Source organism: Bradyrhizobium sp. WYCCWR 13022 (genome assembly GCF_030435535.1).
GTDB lineage: Bacteria > Pseudomonadota > Alphaproteobacteria > Rhizobiales > Xanthobacteraceae > Bradyrhizobium.
The window spans coordinates 63,071-80,395 of record NZ_JAUIZJ010000003.1; the positions used below are offsets into that span (position 1 = coordinate 63,071).

Annotated in this window: 11 protein-coding genes; 4 read left to right on the forward strand and 7 right to left on the reverse strand. The window is 65.2% G+C overall.

Annotation, left to right across the window (positions count from 1 at the left end; translation table 11 throughout):
• Positions 1-26: 26 nt before the first annotated feature.
• A complete protein-coding gene (locus QY049_RS09085; protein WP_258763919.1) occupies positions 27-347 on the reverse strand; it encodes a helix-turn-helix domain-containing protein in 321 nt (106 codons plus the stop codon).
• Positions 348-418: 71 nt separating this feature from the next.
• Between QY049_RS09085 and QY049_RS09090 the strand changes: the two genes are divergently transcribed.
• Positions 419-976, forward strand: a complete 558-nt coding sequence (locus QY049_RS09090) for a carboxymuconolactone decarboxylase family protein (protein ID WP_258763918.1) — start codon at positions 419-421, stop codon at positions 974-976.
• Positions 977-1,006: 30 nt separating this feature from the next.
• Here the strand turns inward: QY049_RS09090 and QY049_RS09095 are convergent, their stop codons facing one another.
• The gene (locus tag QY049_RS09095; RefSeq protein WP_258763917.1) at positions 1,007-2,014 is read right to left on the reverse strand and encodes an SIS domain-containing protein; all 1,008 of its coding nucleotides are present in this window, start codon (positions 2,012-2,014) and stop codon (positions 1,007-1,009) included.
• 194 nt (positions 2,015-2,208) lie between these two features.
• Between QY049_RS09095 and QY049_RS09100 the strand changes: the two genes are divergently transcribed.
• Positions 2,209-3,954, forward strand: a complete 1,746-nt coding sequence (locus tag QY049_RS09100) for an outer membrane beta-barrel protein (protein ID WP_258763916.1) — start codon at positions 2,209-2,211, stop codon at positions 3,952-3,954.
• Between the two features lie 177 nt (positions 3,955-4,131).
• Here the strand turns inward: QY049_RS09100 and QY049_RS09105 are convergent, their stop codons facing one another.
• The gene (locus QY049_RS09105; protein ID WP_258763915.1) at positions 4,132-5,583 is read right to left on the reverse strand and encodes a glutamate synthase subunit beta; all 1,452 of its coding nucleotides are present in this window, start codon (positions 5,581-5,583) and stop codon (positions 4,132-4,134) included.
• A gap of 141 nt (positions 5,584-5,724) precedes the next feature.
• Positions 5,725-10,458, reverse strand: coding sequence for a glutamate synthase large subunit (gltB, locus tag QY049_RS09110; RefSeq protein ID WP_258763914.1), 4,734 nt, complete (start codon positions 10,456-10,458; stop codon positions 5,725-5,727).
• A gap of 491 nt (positions 10,459-10,949) precedes the next feature.
• Between gltB and QY049_RS09115 the strand changes: the two genes are divergently transcribed.
• Complete coding sequence (locus tag QY049_RS09115; RefSeq protein ID WP_258763913.1) at positions 10,950-11,708, forward strand: hypothetical protein; 759 nt, start codon at positions 10,950-10,952, stop codon at positions 11,706-11,708.
• A gap of 61 nt (positions 11,709-11,769) precedes the next feature.
• On the opposite strand, the gene QY049_RS09120 is transcribed toward QY049_RS09115, so the two are convergent.
• Together QY049_RS09120 and QY049_RS09125 are read right to left on the reverse strand one after the other, a co-directional pair.
• Positions 11,770-12,540 (reverse strand): alpha/beta fold hydrolase, encoded by a 771-nt coding sequence (locus QY049_RS09120; RefSeq protein WP_258763912.1) that lies wholly within the window; start codon positions 12,538-12,540, stop codon positions 11,770-11,772.
• Between the two features lie 159 nt (positions 12,541-12,699).
• Complete coding sequence (locus tag QY049_RS09125) at positions 12,700-13,161, reverse strand: Hsp20 family protein (protein WP_258763911.1); 462 nt, start codon at positions 13,159-13,161, stop codon at positions 12,700-12,702.
• A 232-nt stretch (positions 13,162-13,393) separates the two neighbouring features.
• Here QY049_RS09125 and QY049_RS09130 point away from each other — a divergent pair, with 232 nt between their 5' ends.
• Positions 13,394-14,341, forward strand: coding sequence for an alpha/beta fold hydrolase (locus QY049_RS09130; RefSeq protein WP_194477973.1), 948 nt, complete (start codon positions 13,394-13,396; stop codon positions 14,339-14,341).
• Between the two features lie 145 nt (positions 14,342-14,486).
• Here QY049_RS09130 and QY049_RS09135 read toward each other — a convergent pair whose 3' ends face one another.
• Positions 14,487-17,288, reverse strand: coding sequence for a di-heme-cytochrome C peroxidase (locus QY049_RS09135; RefSeq protein WP_301269278.1), 2,802 nt, complete (start codon positions 17,286-17,288; stop codon positions 14,487-14,489).
• Positions 17,289-17,325: the final 37 nt, after the last annotated feature.

The window sequence follows — 17,325 nt, forward strand, 5'->3', positions numbered from 1 at the left end:
GAACGCCACGCGGCGACGGATGATCTCTACTTCTTCCACCTCTCGGCAAACCGGTGCAGCGGCATGAATGTCTCGCACAGCTCCCGTCCAAGCGGCGTCAGCCCATAACCGCCACCTTTGCCGAGCTCCACAAACCCCGCCTCACGCAGCTCCGTCAGTCGCGCCTGCAGCACCGTCGGCGAAGCCTCGTCGCAGGCTGTGCGCAGCGCGCGGGAGGTGAGCGGCTCCTCGCGCAATTCCCACAGGATGCGCAGGCTCCAGCGCTGGCCGAGCAAGTCGAGCAGCGCCATGATCGGCCGACCGGTGCGCGAGCCGCGGACTTTCTTTGATGCTGCCTGTTTCGCCATCGCACCCCTCTTGCGCATTGCTACAATTAATGTAGCGTCTTGTTACATTAATTGTAGCAGTGAGGACGCCCATGTCATCCCCGACGCCGCGCATCGCCCCGCTCGCGCCGCCTTATCCCCCGGAAATCCAGGCGCAGTTCGACCGCATCATGCGCGGCGCGCCGCCGCTGGTGCTGTTCCGGGTGATGGCCGGTCGCAGCCGCGCGTGGGACAAGTTTCGCGCCGGCGGTCTGCTTGATGCGGGACCACTGTCGTTGCGCCAGCGCGAGATCGTGATCGACCGGACCTGCGCGCTGAACGGTTGCGAATATGAATGGGGTGTCCATGTCGCGGTTTTCGCCGGCCCGGCAAAGCTCACCGATGATGAAGTGCGCGCGACTGTCGATGGTGATGCGACGTCTCCCTGCTGGTCGCCGGCCGAACAGATACTGATCGCGGCGGTGGACGCGCTTCACGCCCGCGCGACGTTCACGGACGCCGAGTTTGCCGCGCTGTCGGCGCATTACGACGAGGCGCAGATTCTGGAGATCATGCTGCTGTGCGGCTTCTACCGCACAGTGTCGTATCTGGCGAACGGGTTGAACCTTCCGCTGGAGGAGAAGGCGATGCGGTTTCCGGCACAGGCCTAACCGCCATCATTGCCAACGACGGGGAGAGACTTACGCCACGCCCGCGCGCAGCAGATCGTGCAGATGCACGATGCCCACCACCTTGTCCGCCTCGGTCACGACCAGCGTCGTGATCTTGCGGGTGTTCAGCACCTCGATCATCTCGGTCGCGAGCATCGAGGGCGGCACCGTCTTCGGCTGCCTGGTCATGATCTCGTCGACCGACGCCGTCAGCAGGTCAGGCCGCATGTGGCGGCGCAGATCGCCGTCGGTGATGATGCCGACGGCCTCGTTCGCCTCATTGACGATGCAGACGCACCCCAAACCCTTCGCCGACATTTCGACCACGGCGTCCGACATCTTGGTGCCTTCAGGCTTCACCGGAATCTCCGCGCCGGTACGCATGTAGTCGCGGACGAATTTCAGCATCGCGCCGAGCTTGCCGCCCGGATGGAAGTGCGCGAATTCCAGAGCGGTGAAGCCGCGGCCTTCGAGCAGCGCGATCGCGATGGCGTCGCCGATGGCGACCTGCATCATGGTCGAGGTGGTCGGCGCCAGATTGTGCGGGCACGCCTCGCGGGCCTTGGGCAGCTCGATCACGATGTCGGCGGCCTGGCCGAGCGAGGACACCGCGTTCGACGTCACCGCGATCATCGGGATCGCGAAGCGCGCCGAATAGTTCACCAGCGTCTTCATCTCCGGCTGCTCGCCGGACCAGGACAGCGCCATGATGACGTCGTCAGCCGTGATCATGCCGAGGTCGCCATGGGCGGCTTCAGCGGTGTGAACGAAGAAGGCCGGCGTGCCTGTCGAGGCCAGAGTCGCCGCGATCTTGCGCGCCATGTGGCCGGACTTGCCGAGGCCGGTGACGATGACGCGGCCCTTGGCGTTGCGGATCAAATCCACTGCTTTGGCAAACGCCTCGCCCAGCGGACCGCGCAGAGCCGCGGCGAGCGCGTTGATGCCGCCGCTTTCCGTCTCCAGCGTTCGGAGCGCGGATTCGACGCTGGCGGGGGTGGAGCCGGATGATTGGGTCATCAGCGGTTTCGAGCTCGGCATGTTCTGGTCCAGGGAGGAGGGGGCGTTGGCCCGTTGCCGGCCTGCTTAGCACGCTCCGCGGCGAGAGGCGACGCGGGCCCCAAGGCCCTCAACGGGTCATTAACCATAATTGTTTTAACTCCATTAACGATGGTTTCCGCGAGGTTGCGGAGGACCATCGGTGAAGTATTTGATTTCGTTGGAGTTATTCCATCGTGGGGTCGCCTCCAGGTAGGGGCCGGAGCAGTTGCGCGCATCTCGTCCGCGCCGCTTTGCCATGCCTGCTGCTGACCGCGCTGGAAAGTGCACCAGTGGCCGCCCAGAGCCTCACGCCCGACCTGTTCAATCCCAGCCGCGGCGGCTTCGTCTCGCCCGACACGCTGCCGATGCGCCGCACGGCCGGTGTGCCGCAGGCACCCTCGGATGCGATCCCGCAGCCGCCGGATCCCAACGACGATCCGCGCAAGAAGAGCGACGCGCCCGCGACGACGCGCGTCGGCCAGATCCCGACCTATGGCTTGCCCGCAGCCAACGGCGCGAGCAGCTCGGGCTACGACTCGCTCAATCGCAAGCGCCAGCAGCCGAAGCTCTATCCGGGCCAGCCGAAGCCGAAGAAGCCCGCCGGCCCCGGCTCGCCGGTGCCTTCGGCGACACCAACGCTGTCCGCTCTCGGCGCGCCGCGCATTGCGCCGCCGCCGTCGGAGACCGCGCACAAGTCGCCGCTGTCGCCGGCGATGGCGGGCACCGTGCCCGGCCAGCCGCAGCGCCGCCGCCTCAAGGCCGACGACGATGCGTTCGGCGCGGTCGGCGATTACGCCGGCAGCTTCCTGATCAAGGGCGGGCTCGAGCTCTCCACCGGCTACGATACCAATCCGGCGCGCCTGCAAAAGCCGGTCGGCTCGCCGGCCTATGTCGTCGCGCCGGACCTGGTCGTGATGTCCGACTGGGAGCGCCACGCGCTGGTCGCCGACTTGCGGGGCTCGTTCTCCGGCTACACCAACAACATGCCGGCGACGATCGACGGGCTCGCCTCGCCATCGCCGGTCGAGATCAACCGCCCCGACTTCACCGGCCATGTCGATGGTCGTTTCGACGTCGATCGCGACCTCAAGCTGACCTCGCAGTTGCGCCTGCGGCTCGCCACCGACAACCCCGGCAGCCCGAACGTGCAGGCCGGCCTGCAGAAATATCCCGTCTACGCCACCTATGGCGGCACCTTCGGCTTCGACCAGACCTTCAATCGTTTCCAGGTTGCCGCCGGCGCCACTGTCGATCGCACCGCCTACACGGATTCAAAGCTCACCGACGGCTCGACCTTCAGCAACGACGATCGCGACTTCAACCAATATGGCGGCGTCGGGCGCTTCTCCTACGAGCTGAAGCCGGGCCTGAAGCCGTTCGTCGAGATCCAGGGCGACAACCGCGTCCACGACCAGGCCGCCGACCGCAACGGTTATTTGCGTGATTCATCGGGCGGCTACGCCAAGGTTGGCTCGTCCTTCGAGTTCACCCGCATCCTCACCGGTGAAGTCTCGGTCGGCTATTCCGCGCGCAACTATGTCGATCCGCGCCTCAGCCAGCTCTCGGGCTTCCTCACCTCGGGCTCGCTGATCTGGAACGCCAGCGGCCTCACCACGGTGAAATTCAATACCGACACGCAGATCGCCGAGACCACGATCCCCGGCTCCTCCGGCGTGCTCGTGCACACCTATGCCGCCGAAGTCGACCACGACTTCCGCCGCTGGCTCACCGCGATCGGCAAGTTCACCTATGGCACCTACGACTACCAGGGCCAGAATCGCAACGACAAGACCTACTCGCTCGAAGGCAACCTGATCTACAAGCTCAACCGCAATGTCTGGCTGAAGGGCACGCTGCGCCACGACATCCTGGATTCGAACCAGCCGGGCTCGAGCTCGCAGGGCACGGTGGTGATGCTGGGGGTGAGGTTGCAGAATTGACGCCTCTCGGCAAGCGCCTGGAGCGAGATGAGGCGCGAGGGCGCGGCTCTCTCTGCTCGTCATTCCGGGGCGCGCGAAGCGCGAGCCCGGAATCCATTCATCCACGAACCCTGAGGCCCGATGGATTCCGGGTTCGCGCCAGGTGGCGCGCCCCGGAATGACCGGCTAGCCGCGGACCTACCGCGGCAGATCCGTCTTCCCCATCAGGAACGTGTCGATCGACCTTGCACAGAGCCGGCCTTCGCGGATGGCCCAGACCACCAGCGACTGGCCGCGGCGCATGTCGCCGGCCGAGAACACGTTCGGGCGCGAGGTCTGGTAGTCCAGCGTGTTGGCCTTGACGTTGCCGCGCGGGTCGAGGTCGACCGCGAGCTGCTTCAAGAGGCCCTCGTGCACGGGATGGACGAAGCCCATCGCGAGCAGGACAAGCTCGGCGTCGAGCTCGAACTCGGTGCCTTCGATCGGCTTGAACTTGTCGTCGACGTGCACGCAGTGCAGCTTCTTGATCTTGCCGTTCTCGCCCGAAAACTTCTGGGTCAGCACGGCGAATTCGCGGACCGCGCCTTCGGCCTGGCTGGAGGAAGTGCGCATCTTCAGCGGCCAGTTCGGCCAGGTCAGGCCCTTGTTCTCGCGCTCGGGCGGGGCGGGCATGATCTCGAGTTGGGTCACGCTGAGCGCACCCTGGCGCAGCGAGGTGCCGATGCAGTCGGAGCCGGTGTCGCCGCCGCCGATGACGACGACATGCTTGCCGCCGGCGAGGATATCGGTGACGCCGCCGAGCGGCTCGCTGGAGACGCGGCGGTTCTGCTGCGGCAGGAAGTCCATCGCATAATGGATGCCGTCGAACTCGCGGCCGGGGATCGGCAGGTCGCGCGGGGCTTCCGCGCCGCCGGTCAGTGCGATCGCGTCGTACTGGTTGAGCATCTCGCGCGGATCGACGTTGCCGTCGGTGCCGACATGGCTGTTGTAGTGGAAGGTGACGCCTTCGCCTTCCATCTGCTTGACGCGGCGGTCGATGACGCCCTTCTCCATCTTGAAGTCGGGGATGCCGTAGCGAAGGAGCCCGCCGGCCTTGGCGTACTTCTCGAACAGATGCACGTCGTGACCGGCGCGCGCGAGCTGCTGCGCGCAGGCCATGCCGGCCGGACCCGAGCCGATCACGGCCACTTTCTTGCCGGTCTTCACGGCGGCGATCTCGGGCTTCAGCCAGCCATTGTCCCAGGCGCGGTCGACGATCGCGCATTCGATCGTCTTGATGGTGACGGGGTTGTCGTCGATGTTGAGCGTGCAGGACGCCTCGCACGGCGCCGGGCAGATGCGGCCGGTGAACTCAGGGAAGTTGTTGGTCGAGTGCAGGTTGCGCGAGGCTTCTTCCCAATTGCCCTGATAGACGAGGTCGTTGAAATCAGGAATCTGGTTGTTGACCGGGCACCCGGGCGTGCCAGGCGCGACCGAGCCGGTGCCGTGGCAATAGGGAATGCCGCAGTTCATGCAGCGCGCGGCCTGGTCGCGCGTTTCCTTCTCGGTCAAGGGAACGACGAACTCGTTGTAATGCTTCACGCGCTCGGCAACCGGGGTGTACTTGCGGTCGTGCCGTTCGATTTCGAGAAAACCCGTGATCTTGCCCATTAAACCCGAAGTCCCTGCCGCTTAGGTTTCTTTTCCGTCGTTCCGGGATGCGCGCACCGCGCGCAGACCCGGAACCTGGAGGTTATCTTTGCGAGATTCCGGGTTCGCGCTTCGCGCGCCCGGAATGACGCGTTGTGAGAATTACGCTCCGATCGCGATTTTCGGCTCGGCGTCCGCGTTGGCGACCATTTCGCGCAGCGCACGCCGGTACTCGACCGGCATCACCTTGCGGAATTTGGGCAGCCAGTCCTTCCAATTGGCAAGGATGTCGGCGGCGCGCTTGGAGCCGGTCGCCTTGGCGTGGCGCGAGATCAGCACGTGCAGCCGCTCGACGTCGGAGTCGAGCAGGTTCTTGAACACGTCGACCCGGCCGTGCGCCTCGAGGTCACCGGAGTGGTGATAGGTGCCGGCGTTGATCAGCTCTTCCGACAGTACCGGCTCGAGCTCGACCATCGCCATGTTGCACAGCTTGTCGAAGTCGCCGGTCTCATCGAGCACATAGGCGATGCCGCCTGACATGCCGGCCGCGAAGTTGCGCCCGGTCTTGCCGAGCACGACCACGATGCCGCCGGTCATGTATTCGCAGCAATGATCGCCGGCGCCTTCGACGACGGCGACCGCGCCCGAGTTGCGCACGGCAAAACGCTCGCCGGCGACGCCGCGGAAGTAGCACTCGCCCTCGATCGCACCGTACATCACGGTGTTGCCGATGATGATGCTCTCTTCCGGCACGATGGCGCTGTTGGCCGGCGGCTTGACGATGATCTTGCCGCCCGAGAGGCCCTTGCCGACATAGTCGTTGCCTTCACCTTCGAGTTCGAAGGTGACGCCGTGGGCGAGCCACGCGCCGAACGCCTGGCCGGCCGTACCCTTGAGGCTGACATGGATGGTGTCATGCGGCAGGCCGGCGTGGCCGTAGATCTTGGCGACCGCGCCCGACAGCATCGCACCCGCGGAGCGGTTGGTGCTGTTGATCGCAGCCTCGATCTTCACCGGCGCACCGCGGTCGAGCGCAGGCGTGGCCTTCTCGATCAGCGAGCGGTCGAGCACCGCCTCCAGATGATGGTTCTGGCGCTCGGAGTGATAGATCTTCTGGCCCTTCTCCTCCTTCTGCTTGACGAACAGCTTCGAGAAGTCGAGGCCCTTGGCCTTCCAGTGCGCTACCAGCCTGCTCTGGTCGAGCAGCTGAACCTGGCCCACCATCTCGTTGAAGGTGCGGAAGCCGAGCGAGGCCATGATCTCGCGGACTTCCTCGGCGACGAAGAAGAAGTAGTTGATCACGTGCTCGGGCTGGCCGGTGAAGCGCTTGCGCAGGACGGGGTCCTGCGTCGCGACGCCGACCGGGCAGGTGTTGAGATGGCACTTGCGCATCATGATGCAGCCGGCCGCAATCAAGGGGGCGGTGGCAAAGCCGAACTCGTCGGCACCGAGCAGCGCGCCGATCACGACGTCACGGCCGGTGCGGAAGCCGCCGTCGACCTGGACCACGATGCGGCTGCGCAGCCGCTCGCGCACCAGCGTCTGGTGGGTTTCGGCGAGGCCGATCTCCCACGGCGAGCCGGCGTGCTTGATCGAGGTCAGCGGCGAAGCGCCGGTGCCGCCCTCGAAGCCCGCGATGGTGACATGGTCGGCACGCGCCTTGGCGACGCCCGCGGCCACCGTGCCGACGCCGATCTCAGAGACGAGCTTGACCGAAACGTCACCGGTCGGGTTGACGTTCTTGAGGTCGTAGATGAGCTGCGCCAGGTCCTCGATCGAGTAGATGTCGTGGTGCGGCGGCGGCGAGATCAGGCCGACGCCCGGCGTCGAGTGACGCACCTTGGCGATGGTCGCGTCGACCTTGTGGCCGGGCAGCTGGCCGCCTTCGCCGGGCTTGGCACCCTGCGCCATCTTGATCTGCATCATGTCGGAGTTGACGAGATACTCCGTGGTGACGCCGAAGCGGCCCGAGGCGACCTGCTTGATCGCCGAACGCATGGAATCGCCATTCGGCATCGGCTTGAAGCGGTCGGCTTCCTCGCCGCCTTCACCGGTGTTCGACTTGCCGCCGATCCGGTTCATGGCGATCGCCAATGTCGTGTGCGCCTCGCGCGAGATCGAGCCGAAGCTCATCGCGCCGGTGGCGAAACGCTTGACGATGTCCTTGGCCGGCTCGACCTGCTCGAGCGGAATCGGCTTGCGCTTCTCTTCCTCCGCGTTCTTGATCCGGAACAGGCCGCGCAGCGTCAGCAGCCGCTCCGACTGCTCGTTGAGGATCTTGGCGAAGGCGCGATAGCGTTCCAGCGAATTGCCACGGGCGGCGTGCTGGAGCAGGCCGACCGACTCGGCGGTCCAGGCATGGTCCTCGCCGCGGCTGCGGTAGGCGTATTCGCCGCCGACGTCGAGTGCGGTCTTGTAGACCAGCGCCTCGCCGAACGCGTCGGCGTGACGGCGCACGGCCTCTTCCGCGATCTCGGCAAGACCGACGCCCTCGACGCGGGTATGCGTGCCGGCGAAGAACTTGGCGACGAAGTCAGCCTTGAGGCCGACCGCGTCGAAGATCTGCGCGCCGCAATAGGACTGGTAGGTCGAGATGCCCATCTTGGACATCACCTTGAGCAGGCCCTTGCCGATCGACTTGATGTAGCGCTTGACGATCTCGTAGTCGTCGAGCGAGCCGGGCAGGCGGTCCTTCATCGCGACGATGGTTTCGAACGCCAGGTACGGATTGATCGCTTCTGCGCCGTAGCCCGCAAGGCACGCGAAGTGATGTACTTCGCGCGGCTCGCCGGACTCGACGACGAGGCCGACCGAGGTGCGCAGGCCGGTGCGGATCAAATGATGATGCACGGAGGCGCAGGCCAGCAGCGACGGGATCGGAACCCGGTCGGTGCCGACCATGCGGTCGGACAGGATGATGATGTTGACGCCCTCGCGCACCGCGCTCTCGGCGCGCGCGCAGAGCTCGTCCAGCACCTGGTCCATGCCCGCCGCGCCGAGACCGGCGTGGAAGGTGGTGTCCAGCGTGCGTGACTTGAAGTGCGATTCGGCGACATCGGAGATCGAGCGGATCTTTTCGAGATCGGCGTCGGTCAGGATCGGCTGGCGAGCCTCCAGGCGCTTGGTGGTGGCGAGGCCCTGCAGGTCGAACAGGTTCGGCCGCGGTCCGATGATGGAGACGAGGCTCATCACCAGCTCCTCGCGGATCGGATCGATCGGCGGATTGGTGACCTGCGCGAAGTTCTGCTTGAAGTAGGTGAACAGCGGCTTGGCCTTGTCCGACAGCGCCGAGATCGGCGTGTCGTTGCCCATCGAGCCCGCGGCTTCCTCGCCGGTGGCCGCCATCGGCGTCATCAGGATCGCGATGTCTTCCTGGCTGTAGCCGAACGCCTGCTGGCGATCGAGCAGCGACAGGTTGGAGCGCACGCCCGTCGTCGGCACCTTCGGCAGGTCTTCCAGCACGATCTGGGTCCGCTCCAGCCACTCCTTGTAGGGATGGCTCCTGGCGAGTTCGGCCTTGATCTCGTCGTCGGGGATCAGGCGGCCCTGCTCGAGGTCGACCAGCAGCATCTTGCCGGGCTGCAAGCGCCACTTGGTGATGATCTGGTCCTCGGGGATCGTGAGCACGCCCATTTCGGACGCCATCACGATGCGGTCGTCCTTGGTCACGAGATAGCGCGCCGGCCGCAAACCGTTGCGGTCGAGCGTCGCGCCGATCTGGCGGCCGTCGGTGAAGGCGATCGCGGCGGGGCCGTCCCACGGCTCCATCAGCGCGGCGTGATATTCATAGAAGGCGCGGCGCTTCTCATCCATCAGCGGATTGCCGGCCCACGCCTCCGGGATCATCATCATGACGGCGTGCGGCAGCGAGTAGCCGCCCTGCACCAGGAACTCGAGCGCGTTGTCGAAGCAGGCTGTGTCCGACTGGCCTTCATACGAGATGGGCCAGAGCCGGTTGATGTCCTTGCCGTAGAGCTCCGAGCTCACCGACGCCTGACGTGCCGCCATCCAGTTGGTGTTGCCGCGCAGCGTGTTGATCTCGCCGTTATGCGCGATCATGCGATAGGGATGCGCCAGCGACCACGCCGGAAAGGTGTTGGTCGAGAAGCGCTGGTGAACGAGCGCGAGCGCGCTCTCGAAATCCTTCTCGTGCAAATCGGGATAGTACTTGCCGAGCTGGTCGGCGAGGAACATGCCCTTGTAGATCACGGTGCGGCAGGACATCGAGCAGGGGTAATAGCCCGCAAGGCCGCGGTCGCGGCGCTGGTAGATCGCCTGCGAGATCGACTTGCGCAGGATGTAGAGCCGGCGCTCGAACTCGTCCTCGGTCTTGGCGACGCCGTTGCGGCCGATGAACACCTGCATGCAGGCGGGCTCGGTCGGCTTCACGGTGACGCCGAGTGAGGAATTGTCGGTCGGCACGTCGCGCCAGCCGAGCAGGGTCAGGCCTTCCGCCTTGATCTGGTCGGCGATGATGCTCTTGATGACGTTGCGCCAAGCGGTGTCGCGCGGCATGAACAGCGCGCCGATGGCGTATTCGCCGGGCGCCGGCAGCTCGAACTTGTTCTCCTTGGCCTTGCGGCTGAAGAAGGCATGCGGAATCTGCACCAGAATGCCGGCGCCGTCACCGGCGCGCGGGTCGGCGCCGACCGCGCCGCGGTGCTCGAGGTTGCAGAGGATGCTCAGCGCGTCCGAGACGATCTCGTGGGACTTCTTGCCCTTGATGTTGGCGATGAAGCCGACGCCGCAGGAATCCTTCTCCAGGCTCGGATCGTAGAGACCTTCGGCCGGCGGGCGCGAATTGTGTTCCTGAATCGGATCGGTCGTTTTCGAGGCGACCGTCGCCGACAGCTCTTCTGCCACGATGTTTCCGCGCTCGAATTGCGACCCGTTCATTGTTCCAATCCTCTCCATGCGGCAAGCTGCCTCACCGCCATCTTCGGCGCACCTTGGGCGTTCCGCGGCACCCGCCTCTGGGTCACCGCTCGTCCGCTGCGAGCCGCATTTTCTTAAATTCAGGCCAAGGCGTTCTTCGTCCCCGAGAACGGCTTTGCCTGCTTGCCTTATGGTGCTCGGAAGCACCGATTTTCGTTGCAATCCCTATGCCGGAACCGCAAGCAAAATTGAGACAGTCTTCCTGTCCTAACCATCACCTTGCCAAATTTTTGTCTACCACACAAGCGTGCGGAAGTCCCGATTCCCGATAAGTCAATCAAACGCTTTCCGAAAGTTGCGCGGCCCCGGTTTTGAAGCAAACGCGCCCCGATCCGGCCCAAGCGACGCCGAAATCCCGGATGAAGCTTCGGATGCCCCCTTCGAAAGGCGCGTCACGCCGCAAGAAGCGAAAGAGCGCTGGTCATTCGGGGCCTGACAGGAGCGTGTCGACCATGAAGTTTTTCACAGGATGTATGGCCGCCGCCGCGCTGGCGCTGGTGGCAGGCGCTGCCGAGGCGCAGGTTCCAGCGAGCGGCGTCTCGGGCGGGGCCTATCTCGCGGTGTCGGATTTCGACGGACCTTACATGCCCCCGGAGGCCGCGCCGCCACCGCCGCCGCATTACGGCTATGGCTACGGATATGAGGAGCGCGGCCCGGCGCCGGCGCTGCTGCCGGCCACCGAGGTCTATGCCGTGCTGCGCGACAACGGCTTCTCGCCGCTCGGCATCCCGCGCCTGCGCGGCGCCGTCTACACCATCGCTGTGATCGATCGCCGCGGCGACGACGGCCGCCTCGTGATCGACGCCCGAGACGGCCGGATCATCCGCTTCATGCCGGCCGCGGACGCCTACGGCATGGCCCCCGCCTATGAGGAGCCGTCGGTTACGCCTTACCGGCCGCAAAGCGCGCTGCCGCCGCCGACCATGGTTCGCGGCGGCCCGCCGCGCCCGCCGGCGTCGATCCCGCATGTCGCCAGCCGCACCGTCCCCCTGCCCAAGGCCGCTCCGCGGCGGGCCGAGAGGCCGCTCGCGGATCCGAAGGCTGCCGAGCAACCGACACCGCAGACCCAGCCCGAGCAGCAGACCGCCGCTGTGCAGGCAAAGCCGGCCGAGGCCGCGCCGCAGGCCGCAGCTCCGACCGTCGGCCAGGCCAAGCCGGCTCCCACCATTTTGCCGACGCAGGAGATGCCGCCGGCGCAGGGGTTGGATTAGGCCAGCGCAAACAAAAAGCGCCCGAAGACCTCGGGCGCATTTGCCTCACTGTCGCTTAGCCTCAGCTGCGCGGATATCCCGCGGCCTCCAGGATCAAATTCGCGACCTCCTTCGGATGCGACACCAGGGAGAGGTGGCCGGCGTCGAGCTCGATCGTGGTCGCGTTCATGCGCTTGGCGAGGAAGCGTTCGAGATCGGGATTGATGGTGCCGTCGTTCTTCGACACCGCGTACCAGCTCGGCTTCGTGTGCCAGGCGGCCTCCGTGGTGCGGCCCGCGAAGATCGAGGCGGCGGTCGGCCATTGCACGGCGTAGAGCTCCTTGGCGCGATCAGGTGCGACGCCGTTGGCGAAATATTTCAGGAAGGCGTCCTTGGAAAGCTTGGTGAAGCCGTCGCGCTCGACGATGCCGGCGCGCGCCGGTCCCGTGGGAAACTGCTTCGACAGCGCGACGAAATCCTCGTTGGCATCGGGGGCGCGCGCTGCGATGTAGACGAGACCGGTGACCTTCGGATCAGTGCCGATCTGGCTGATCACGGTGCCGCCCCAGGAATGCGCGACCAGCACGGTCGGACCATCCTGCTCGGCCAGCACGCGCTTGGTCGCCTCGACCGACTCGGCGAGCGAGCCGAGCGGATTCTGCACGGCAGTGACGTTCAGGCCGGCAGCCTGGAGGATCGGGATCACCTCCGACCAACTCGAGCCATCGGCCCAGGCACCGTGCACCAGCACGACATTCTTGGCCTTCAATGTCTGCGGGGCCTGCGCATGGGCAAGGCTGACAGGGGCCACCAGCAGGCTCGCGGCAACGAAAAGGCTGCGCCAGAAAGTCATGATCGTTCTCCGTCTTGTTTTGGTGCGATGTCCAAAGGACGGAGCGTGAGGCTGAGGCGTTACGCGCCTCACCGCTCTGTGATGCGGTGCAAAACGAAAACGAAAAAAACGCCCCGGGGGCACCGGGGCGTTTTCGCAACTTGATGGCTGTGGACGCGCTTAAGCGGCGACCGAATTCTCGATCACCTGCGCCTTCGCAGCGCCGGTGTTGATCGCGATCTGGCGCGGCTTCTTGGCTTCGGGAATCTCGCGCACGAGGTCGACGTGGAGCAGGCCGTTCTCGAGCGAAGCGTCCTTCACCTGCACGAAGTCGGCAAGCTGGAAGGCGCGCTCGAAGGCGCGGGCAGCGATGCCGCGATAGAGCACTTCGGCTTTCGAGTTCTCGTTGGCGACTTTCTCGCCCTTGATCGTCAGCGTGTTTTCCTTCGCGACGATTGAGAGCTCATCCTTGGCAAAGCCCGACACCGCAACGGTGATGCGGTAGGCATTCTCGCCGGTGCGCTCGATGTTGTAGGGGGGATAACCGGGGCTGCCGTCAGAGCCTGCCTGGTCGAGCAGGTTGAAGAGGCGGTCGAAGCCGACGGTGGAACGATAGAACGGGGTGAGATCGTAGGAACGCATGGTCAAGTCCTCCATTGAGCGACTGTTTTGGCAACCCGCCCGCCAATCGGGCCGGGCTTTAGTCTGTGTGCAGCCTGATGTTCCGGTTCCGAAACACTGGTAGCGGCCTGCACTGAGATGATATGGGTGGGTCCAGACGGCGTTCAAGAGGGCGGCAACAGCGCCTTTTCGGCGCTCCCGCCCCTGATTTGCGGCACTGATTACAGCACGTGGCGCCCAAGCACTCCCGATCATGACGCTGGTCTCGATTCCGTCCAACCCCGTTCCCGAAGACGTCGTCAGCGGCACCATCAAGACGCCTGATGGCGTCGAGCTGCGCTTCGCGCGCTGGGCGCCGCCGGCGAACCGCAAGGGCACGGTCTGCGTCTTCACCGGGCGCAGCGAGCAGATCGAGAAATATTTCGAGACCGTGCGCGATTTGCGCGACCGCGGCTTTGCGGTGGCGATGATCGACTGGCGCGGGCAGGGCCATTCCGCGCGCCGCCTGCGCGATCCGCGCAAGGGCTATGTGCGCAGCTTTTCCGACTACGAGATCGACGTCGAAGCTTTCGTGCAGCAGGTGGTGCTGCCGGATTGTCCGCCGCCGTACTTCGCGCTGGCTCACTCGATGGGCGGTGCGGTGCTGTTGCGCCTCGCGCATGCGGGCAAGCGCTGGTTCGACCGTATGGTGCTCTCGGCGCCGATGATCGACCTGCCCGGTCGCTCCACCTCGTTCCCGGTGCGGGCGCTGTTGAAGACGATGCGGATGCTGGGGCGGGGCGGTGCTTATGTTCCCGGCGGCAGCGATCAACTCACCGGGCTGTCGCCCTTCATCAACAATCCGCTGACCAGCGACCCCGTGCGCTATGCGCGCAATGTCGCGATTCTGGAGGAGGACCCGACGCTGGGCCTTGCCTCACCAACGGTGGCCTGGGCCGATACCGCCTTCCGCGCCATGCAGACCTTCAAGGGCATGCACTACCCCTCCGAGATCCGCCAGCCGATCCTGATGCTGGCGGCCTCCAACGACACCGTGGTGTCGACGGCCGCGATCGAGGAGTTCGCCTACCATCTGCGCGCGGGCTCTCACCTGGTGATCGCCGGCTCCAAGCACGAGATCCTCCAGGAGCAGGACCGCTACCGCTCCCAGTTCTGGGCCGCGTTCGACGCGTTCGTGCCGGGCACGCCGTTGTTCGGGTGAGAAGACTCGGACGCATCCTGCGCCACCGATCGTTCCACGACTCCGCCATGCCGGGCGTGTTCCGGGCATCCACGGACTGTGGCTCGGTGCGACAAGAACGTGGATGGCCGGGACAAGTGTCTGGCCCGGCCATGACGACGAGGAGCTACAACGTCTTCAAATACTCGATCAGATCGTAGCGCTCTTGTTCTTTGAGTTCGCGGCCGACGACACCGTCCTTGTGCGGCCCCTTGCCCTCGAACGAATGGCCGAGATTGCTGTTGCCGTAGAGTTCGGTGCCGTCAGACGCTCGCGTCGAGAAGCGCGATTGCCCCGTCTTGCAACTCTCGCCGTCGGAGACCGCAAAGCCGACCTGCTTCGGATCGTAGTCGCGGTCACCGCCCATGCAGAACGATTTGGGGCGTTCGGCCGCGGGGCTCAGCATCCAGTAGAGCGACGGCACCGATCCGTTGTGCAGGTACGGCGCGGTGGCCCAGACTCCGTTGAGCGGGCGCGCGCGATACCAAGGGCCTCGCTCCGGCTCGTCGGGCGGCTGCGGTCCGGGATTCGGGCAGTTCGGGCGCTTGCCCCACCAGGCCTGCTGCTCCTCCGGCTTGATCTTGGCATCGTCCATCGCCTTGCGGCTGACGATGTCGACGAGCACCATCAGGCCGAGCGAGTACGGCATGTCGGTCGAGGACACGTCGGGCAGTTTGCAGTTCCACCAGGCATTGAGTTTCTGCGAGGGATCGAGCTTGAGAAAGCCCGGCACTTGAACGGTGCGCGTCGCCAGCACACTGGCCTGGGCGGGATCGGTCCCCATGCCTCTGGCGCTTTTCTGCACCTCGTTCAGGAATTTGTCGTCGCCGATGGTCTGCCAGCGGTCCGAGGACCAGATGCTCTTGTCAGGAAATTCGGCGTCGAACACGGGATCGTTGACCGGACCGAGATGGCATTCGACGCAGATCTCCGAATAAAGCTTGCGGCCGCGTTTGACCCGCTCGCCATCGATCTTCCACGCGACATCGCCGATGATGTCCGACGGCCATTTCGGCGATGTCAGTCCCGAGAGCTGCTTTTTCGGATAGGGCGCCGATCCTTTCAGCAGATCCTCGATCCAGTTCAGATTCTTGATGTCCATCGACGAGCGGAACAGCGCATCCTTGGGTGTACTGTCCGACAGGTTGAGCAGGGCGGTGACGCCCAGTGCCTCGCCGGCGTTGCGGATCAGCGGTTGCTCGATCGAGGCGTCGTATTGCGCGTATTTGAGCCAGGGCACGGTCCAGATCGGCGGGAAGCTGACTGGCGCGTCCTTGGCATGCAGATTCTTCTCGAAGCCGCTGAGGCCGCTGAGCGTCATGTCCTGTGAGAAGACCTGGTTGCCGATGCGGTTGAGCGCGTCGAGGCGGCCATAGCCCTCCTCGGTGTCCGTCTGCTGCTCGTCACGCTTGGTCTTCTCATTGTATCGTGTCTTGCCCGCGATGGTCTTGTCGTAGGTCGTTTCCCAGTCTTTCAGGAACGTGCCGATCGCACTCAGCTTCTGCTTCAGCGCATCGCGATCCGCATCGCCGGCGGACGGCCCGAGCACACGGTCGGCGAAGCGCTTGAAGCGACCCGGCACGTAGAGCGTATAGGCGATCGACAGCCCCGTCGTGACCTCGAGCTTTCGAAGGTCAGTCATCGCCGGGCCGCCGTCGAAGCGGATGTCGATGCCCTTGTAGTGGATCTGGCCGGTGTGACAGGCGGCGCAGGTGAGGCCGATCCGGTCCTCGCCGACCTTGCCGGTCGCAGGATCGGGCACGCCGGTCATGCGCGCGAAACCGACGGGCAGGCCGCCGACGTTTTCAGCTTGCGCTCCCCAGTTGACCGGCGGATCCCAAAGCCGCGCCGGCGCCGGCTTCGTCTTGTCATAGACGTTGGCATAGCCAAAGCGGCGCAGCGTGGCCTCGTCCGTGTTGATCGTCTGCGGGCTCGGGATGAAGCCGAAGCGCTGCAGATGGTCACTGTCATGCAGCATCCCGGGCTTGGCGAAGAAATGCAGCCGTGGCTGCTCCAGTGCCATGAACCAGCTATAGGGTACCGGGAAGGTCGCGGTGCCCTGGCTGGCGTGATGAAACCAGTGCCGGTCTTCCAGCGCCCAGTTCTGCTCCAGCCAGTACGCAGCACGGGGTTCGACCAGCTTGGGTAGTGGCGGCGCGACGAGGTCGCCGAGGATGCCGGGCAGCATCGGCTGGAACTGATCGGGAAAGCGCAGCGCCACGATACCGAAGACGAGCAGCGCCGCGACAAGCCCGCCGGCCGCGCGCAGGATCAGCGAAGGTGGGGTCACCGGCTGGCTGACCATCCGCTGGGTGATCCGGTCGGGGAATTTGCGCTCGTTGAACAATGTCCTCACCTCGGCCACGCTGAGATAGCGATCATCACCCTGACCCTTGCCCATGATCTTGAGCAGCACCGGCCATTCGAATTTCATCAGGAGCGGGTAGTACCAGCGCGATTGATTGCCGGCGCGCTTGAGATTGTCGTTCATGAAGGTCTGGATCTGCGAGGCGTTGAGCCCGACCTCGGTGCCGCCATCCGGATCGGCACAGGTGCCGCCGAAACCAGCGAGCCGCGCGATCTCGTCCTCGTCGACCTTGCCGTCGACGCCGAGGATGCGCGAGCCGGCCCCGAGCTTGTCGAGCGGGCCGCCGCGCAAGCCGTTGAGCTGTGCGCCCCAGAAGATGCTTTGCAGGATATGGCAGGCGCCGTTGGCGATTAGCGCGACGCCACGAACCTGGATGCGGGCCGAAATCTTCTTCAGCCCGGTCTCGCCGCTTGCATTCGCGATGGTCTGCGACAGCGTCCGGAGCGGAACGGTCCCGCCGTCGACGAAGCCTTCGCCGACGAGGCCGCGCAGGAAGGGGCAGGGATTGTTCGGCGAGACTGCGATTGAGGGATCGAACGGCGTCTTGCGAGAGTCATCCATCGGCAATGTCCTGAAACAAACGAATCGCGAAAAGCGG

Excerpts from the sequence above, each read along its gene's own strand:
- QY049_RS09085 (WP_258763919.1), bottom strand. The coding sequence starts at position 347 with ATGGCGAAACAGGCAGCATCAAAGAAAGTCCGCGGCTCGCGCACCGGT.
- QY049_RS09090 (WP_258763918.1), top strand. The coding sequence starts at position 419 with ATGTCATCCCCGACGCCGCGCATCGCCCCGCTCGCGCCGCCTTATCCC.
- QY049_RS09095 (WP_258763917.1), bottom strand. The coding sequence starts at position 2,014 with ATGCCGAGCTCGAAACCGCTGATGACCCAATCATCCGGCTCCACCCCC.
- QY049_RS09105 (WP_258763915.1), bottom strand. The coding sequence starts at position 5,583 with ATGGGCAAGATCACGGGTTTTCTCGAAATCGAACGGCACGACCGCAAG.
- gltB (WP_258763914.1), bottom strand. The coding sequence starts at position 10,458 with ATGAACGGGTCGCAATTCGAGCGCGGAAACATCGTGGCAGAAGAGCTG.
- QY049_RS09115 (WP_258763913.1), top strand. The coding sequence starts at position 10,950 with ATGAAGTTTTTCACAGGATGTATGGCCGCCGCCGCGCTGGCGCTGGTG.
- QY049_RS09120 (WP_258763912.1), bottom strand. The coding sequence starts at position 12,540 with ATGACTTTCTGGCGCAGCCTTTTCGTTGCCGCGAGCCTGCTGGTGGCC.
- QY049_RS09125 (WP_258763911.1), bottom strand. The coding sequence starts at position 13,161 with ATGCGTTCCTACGATCTCACCCCGTTCTATCGTTCCACCGTCGGCTTC.
- QY049_RS09130 (WP_194477973.1), top strand. The coding sequence starts at position 13,394 with ATGACGCTGGTCTCGATTCCGTCCAACCCCGTTCCCGAAGACGTCGTC.
- QY049_RS09135 (WP_301269278.1), bottom strand. The coding sequence starts at position 17,288 with ATGGATGACTCTCGCAAGACGCCGTTCGATCCCTCAATCGCAGTCTCG.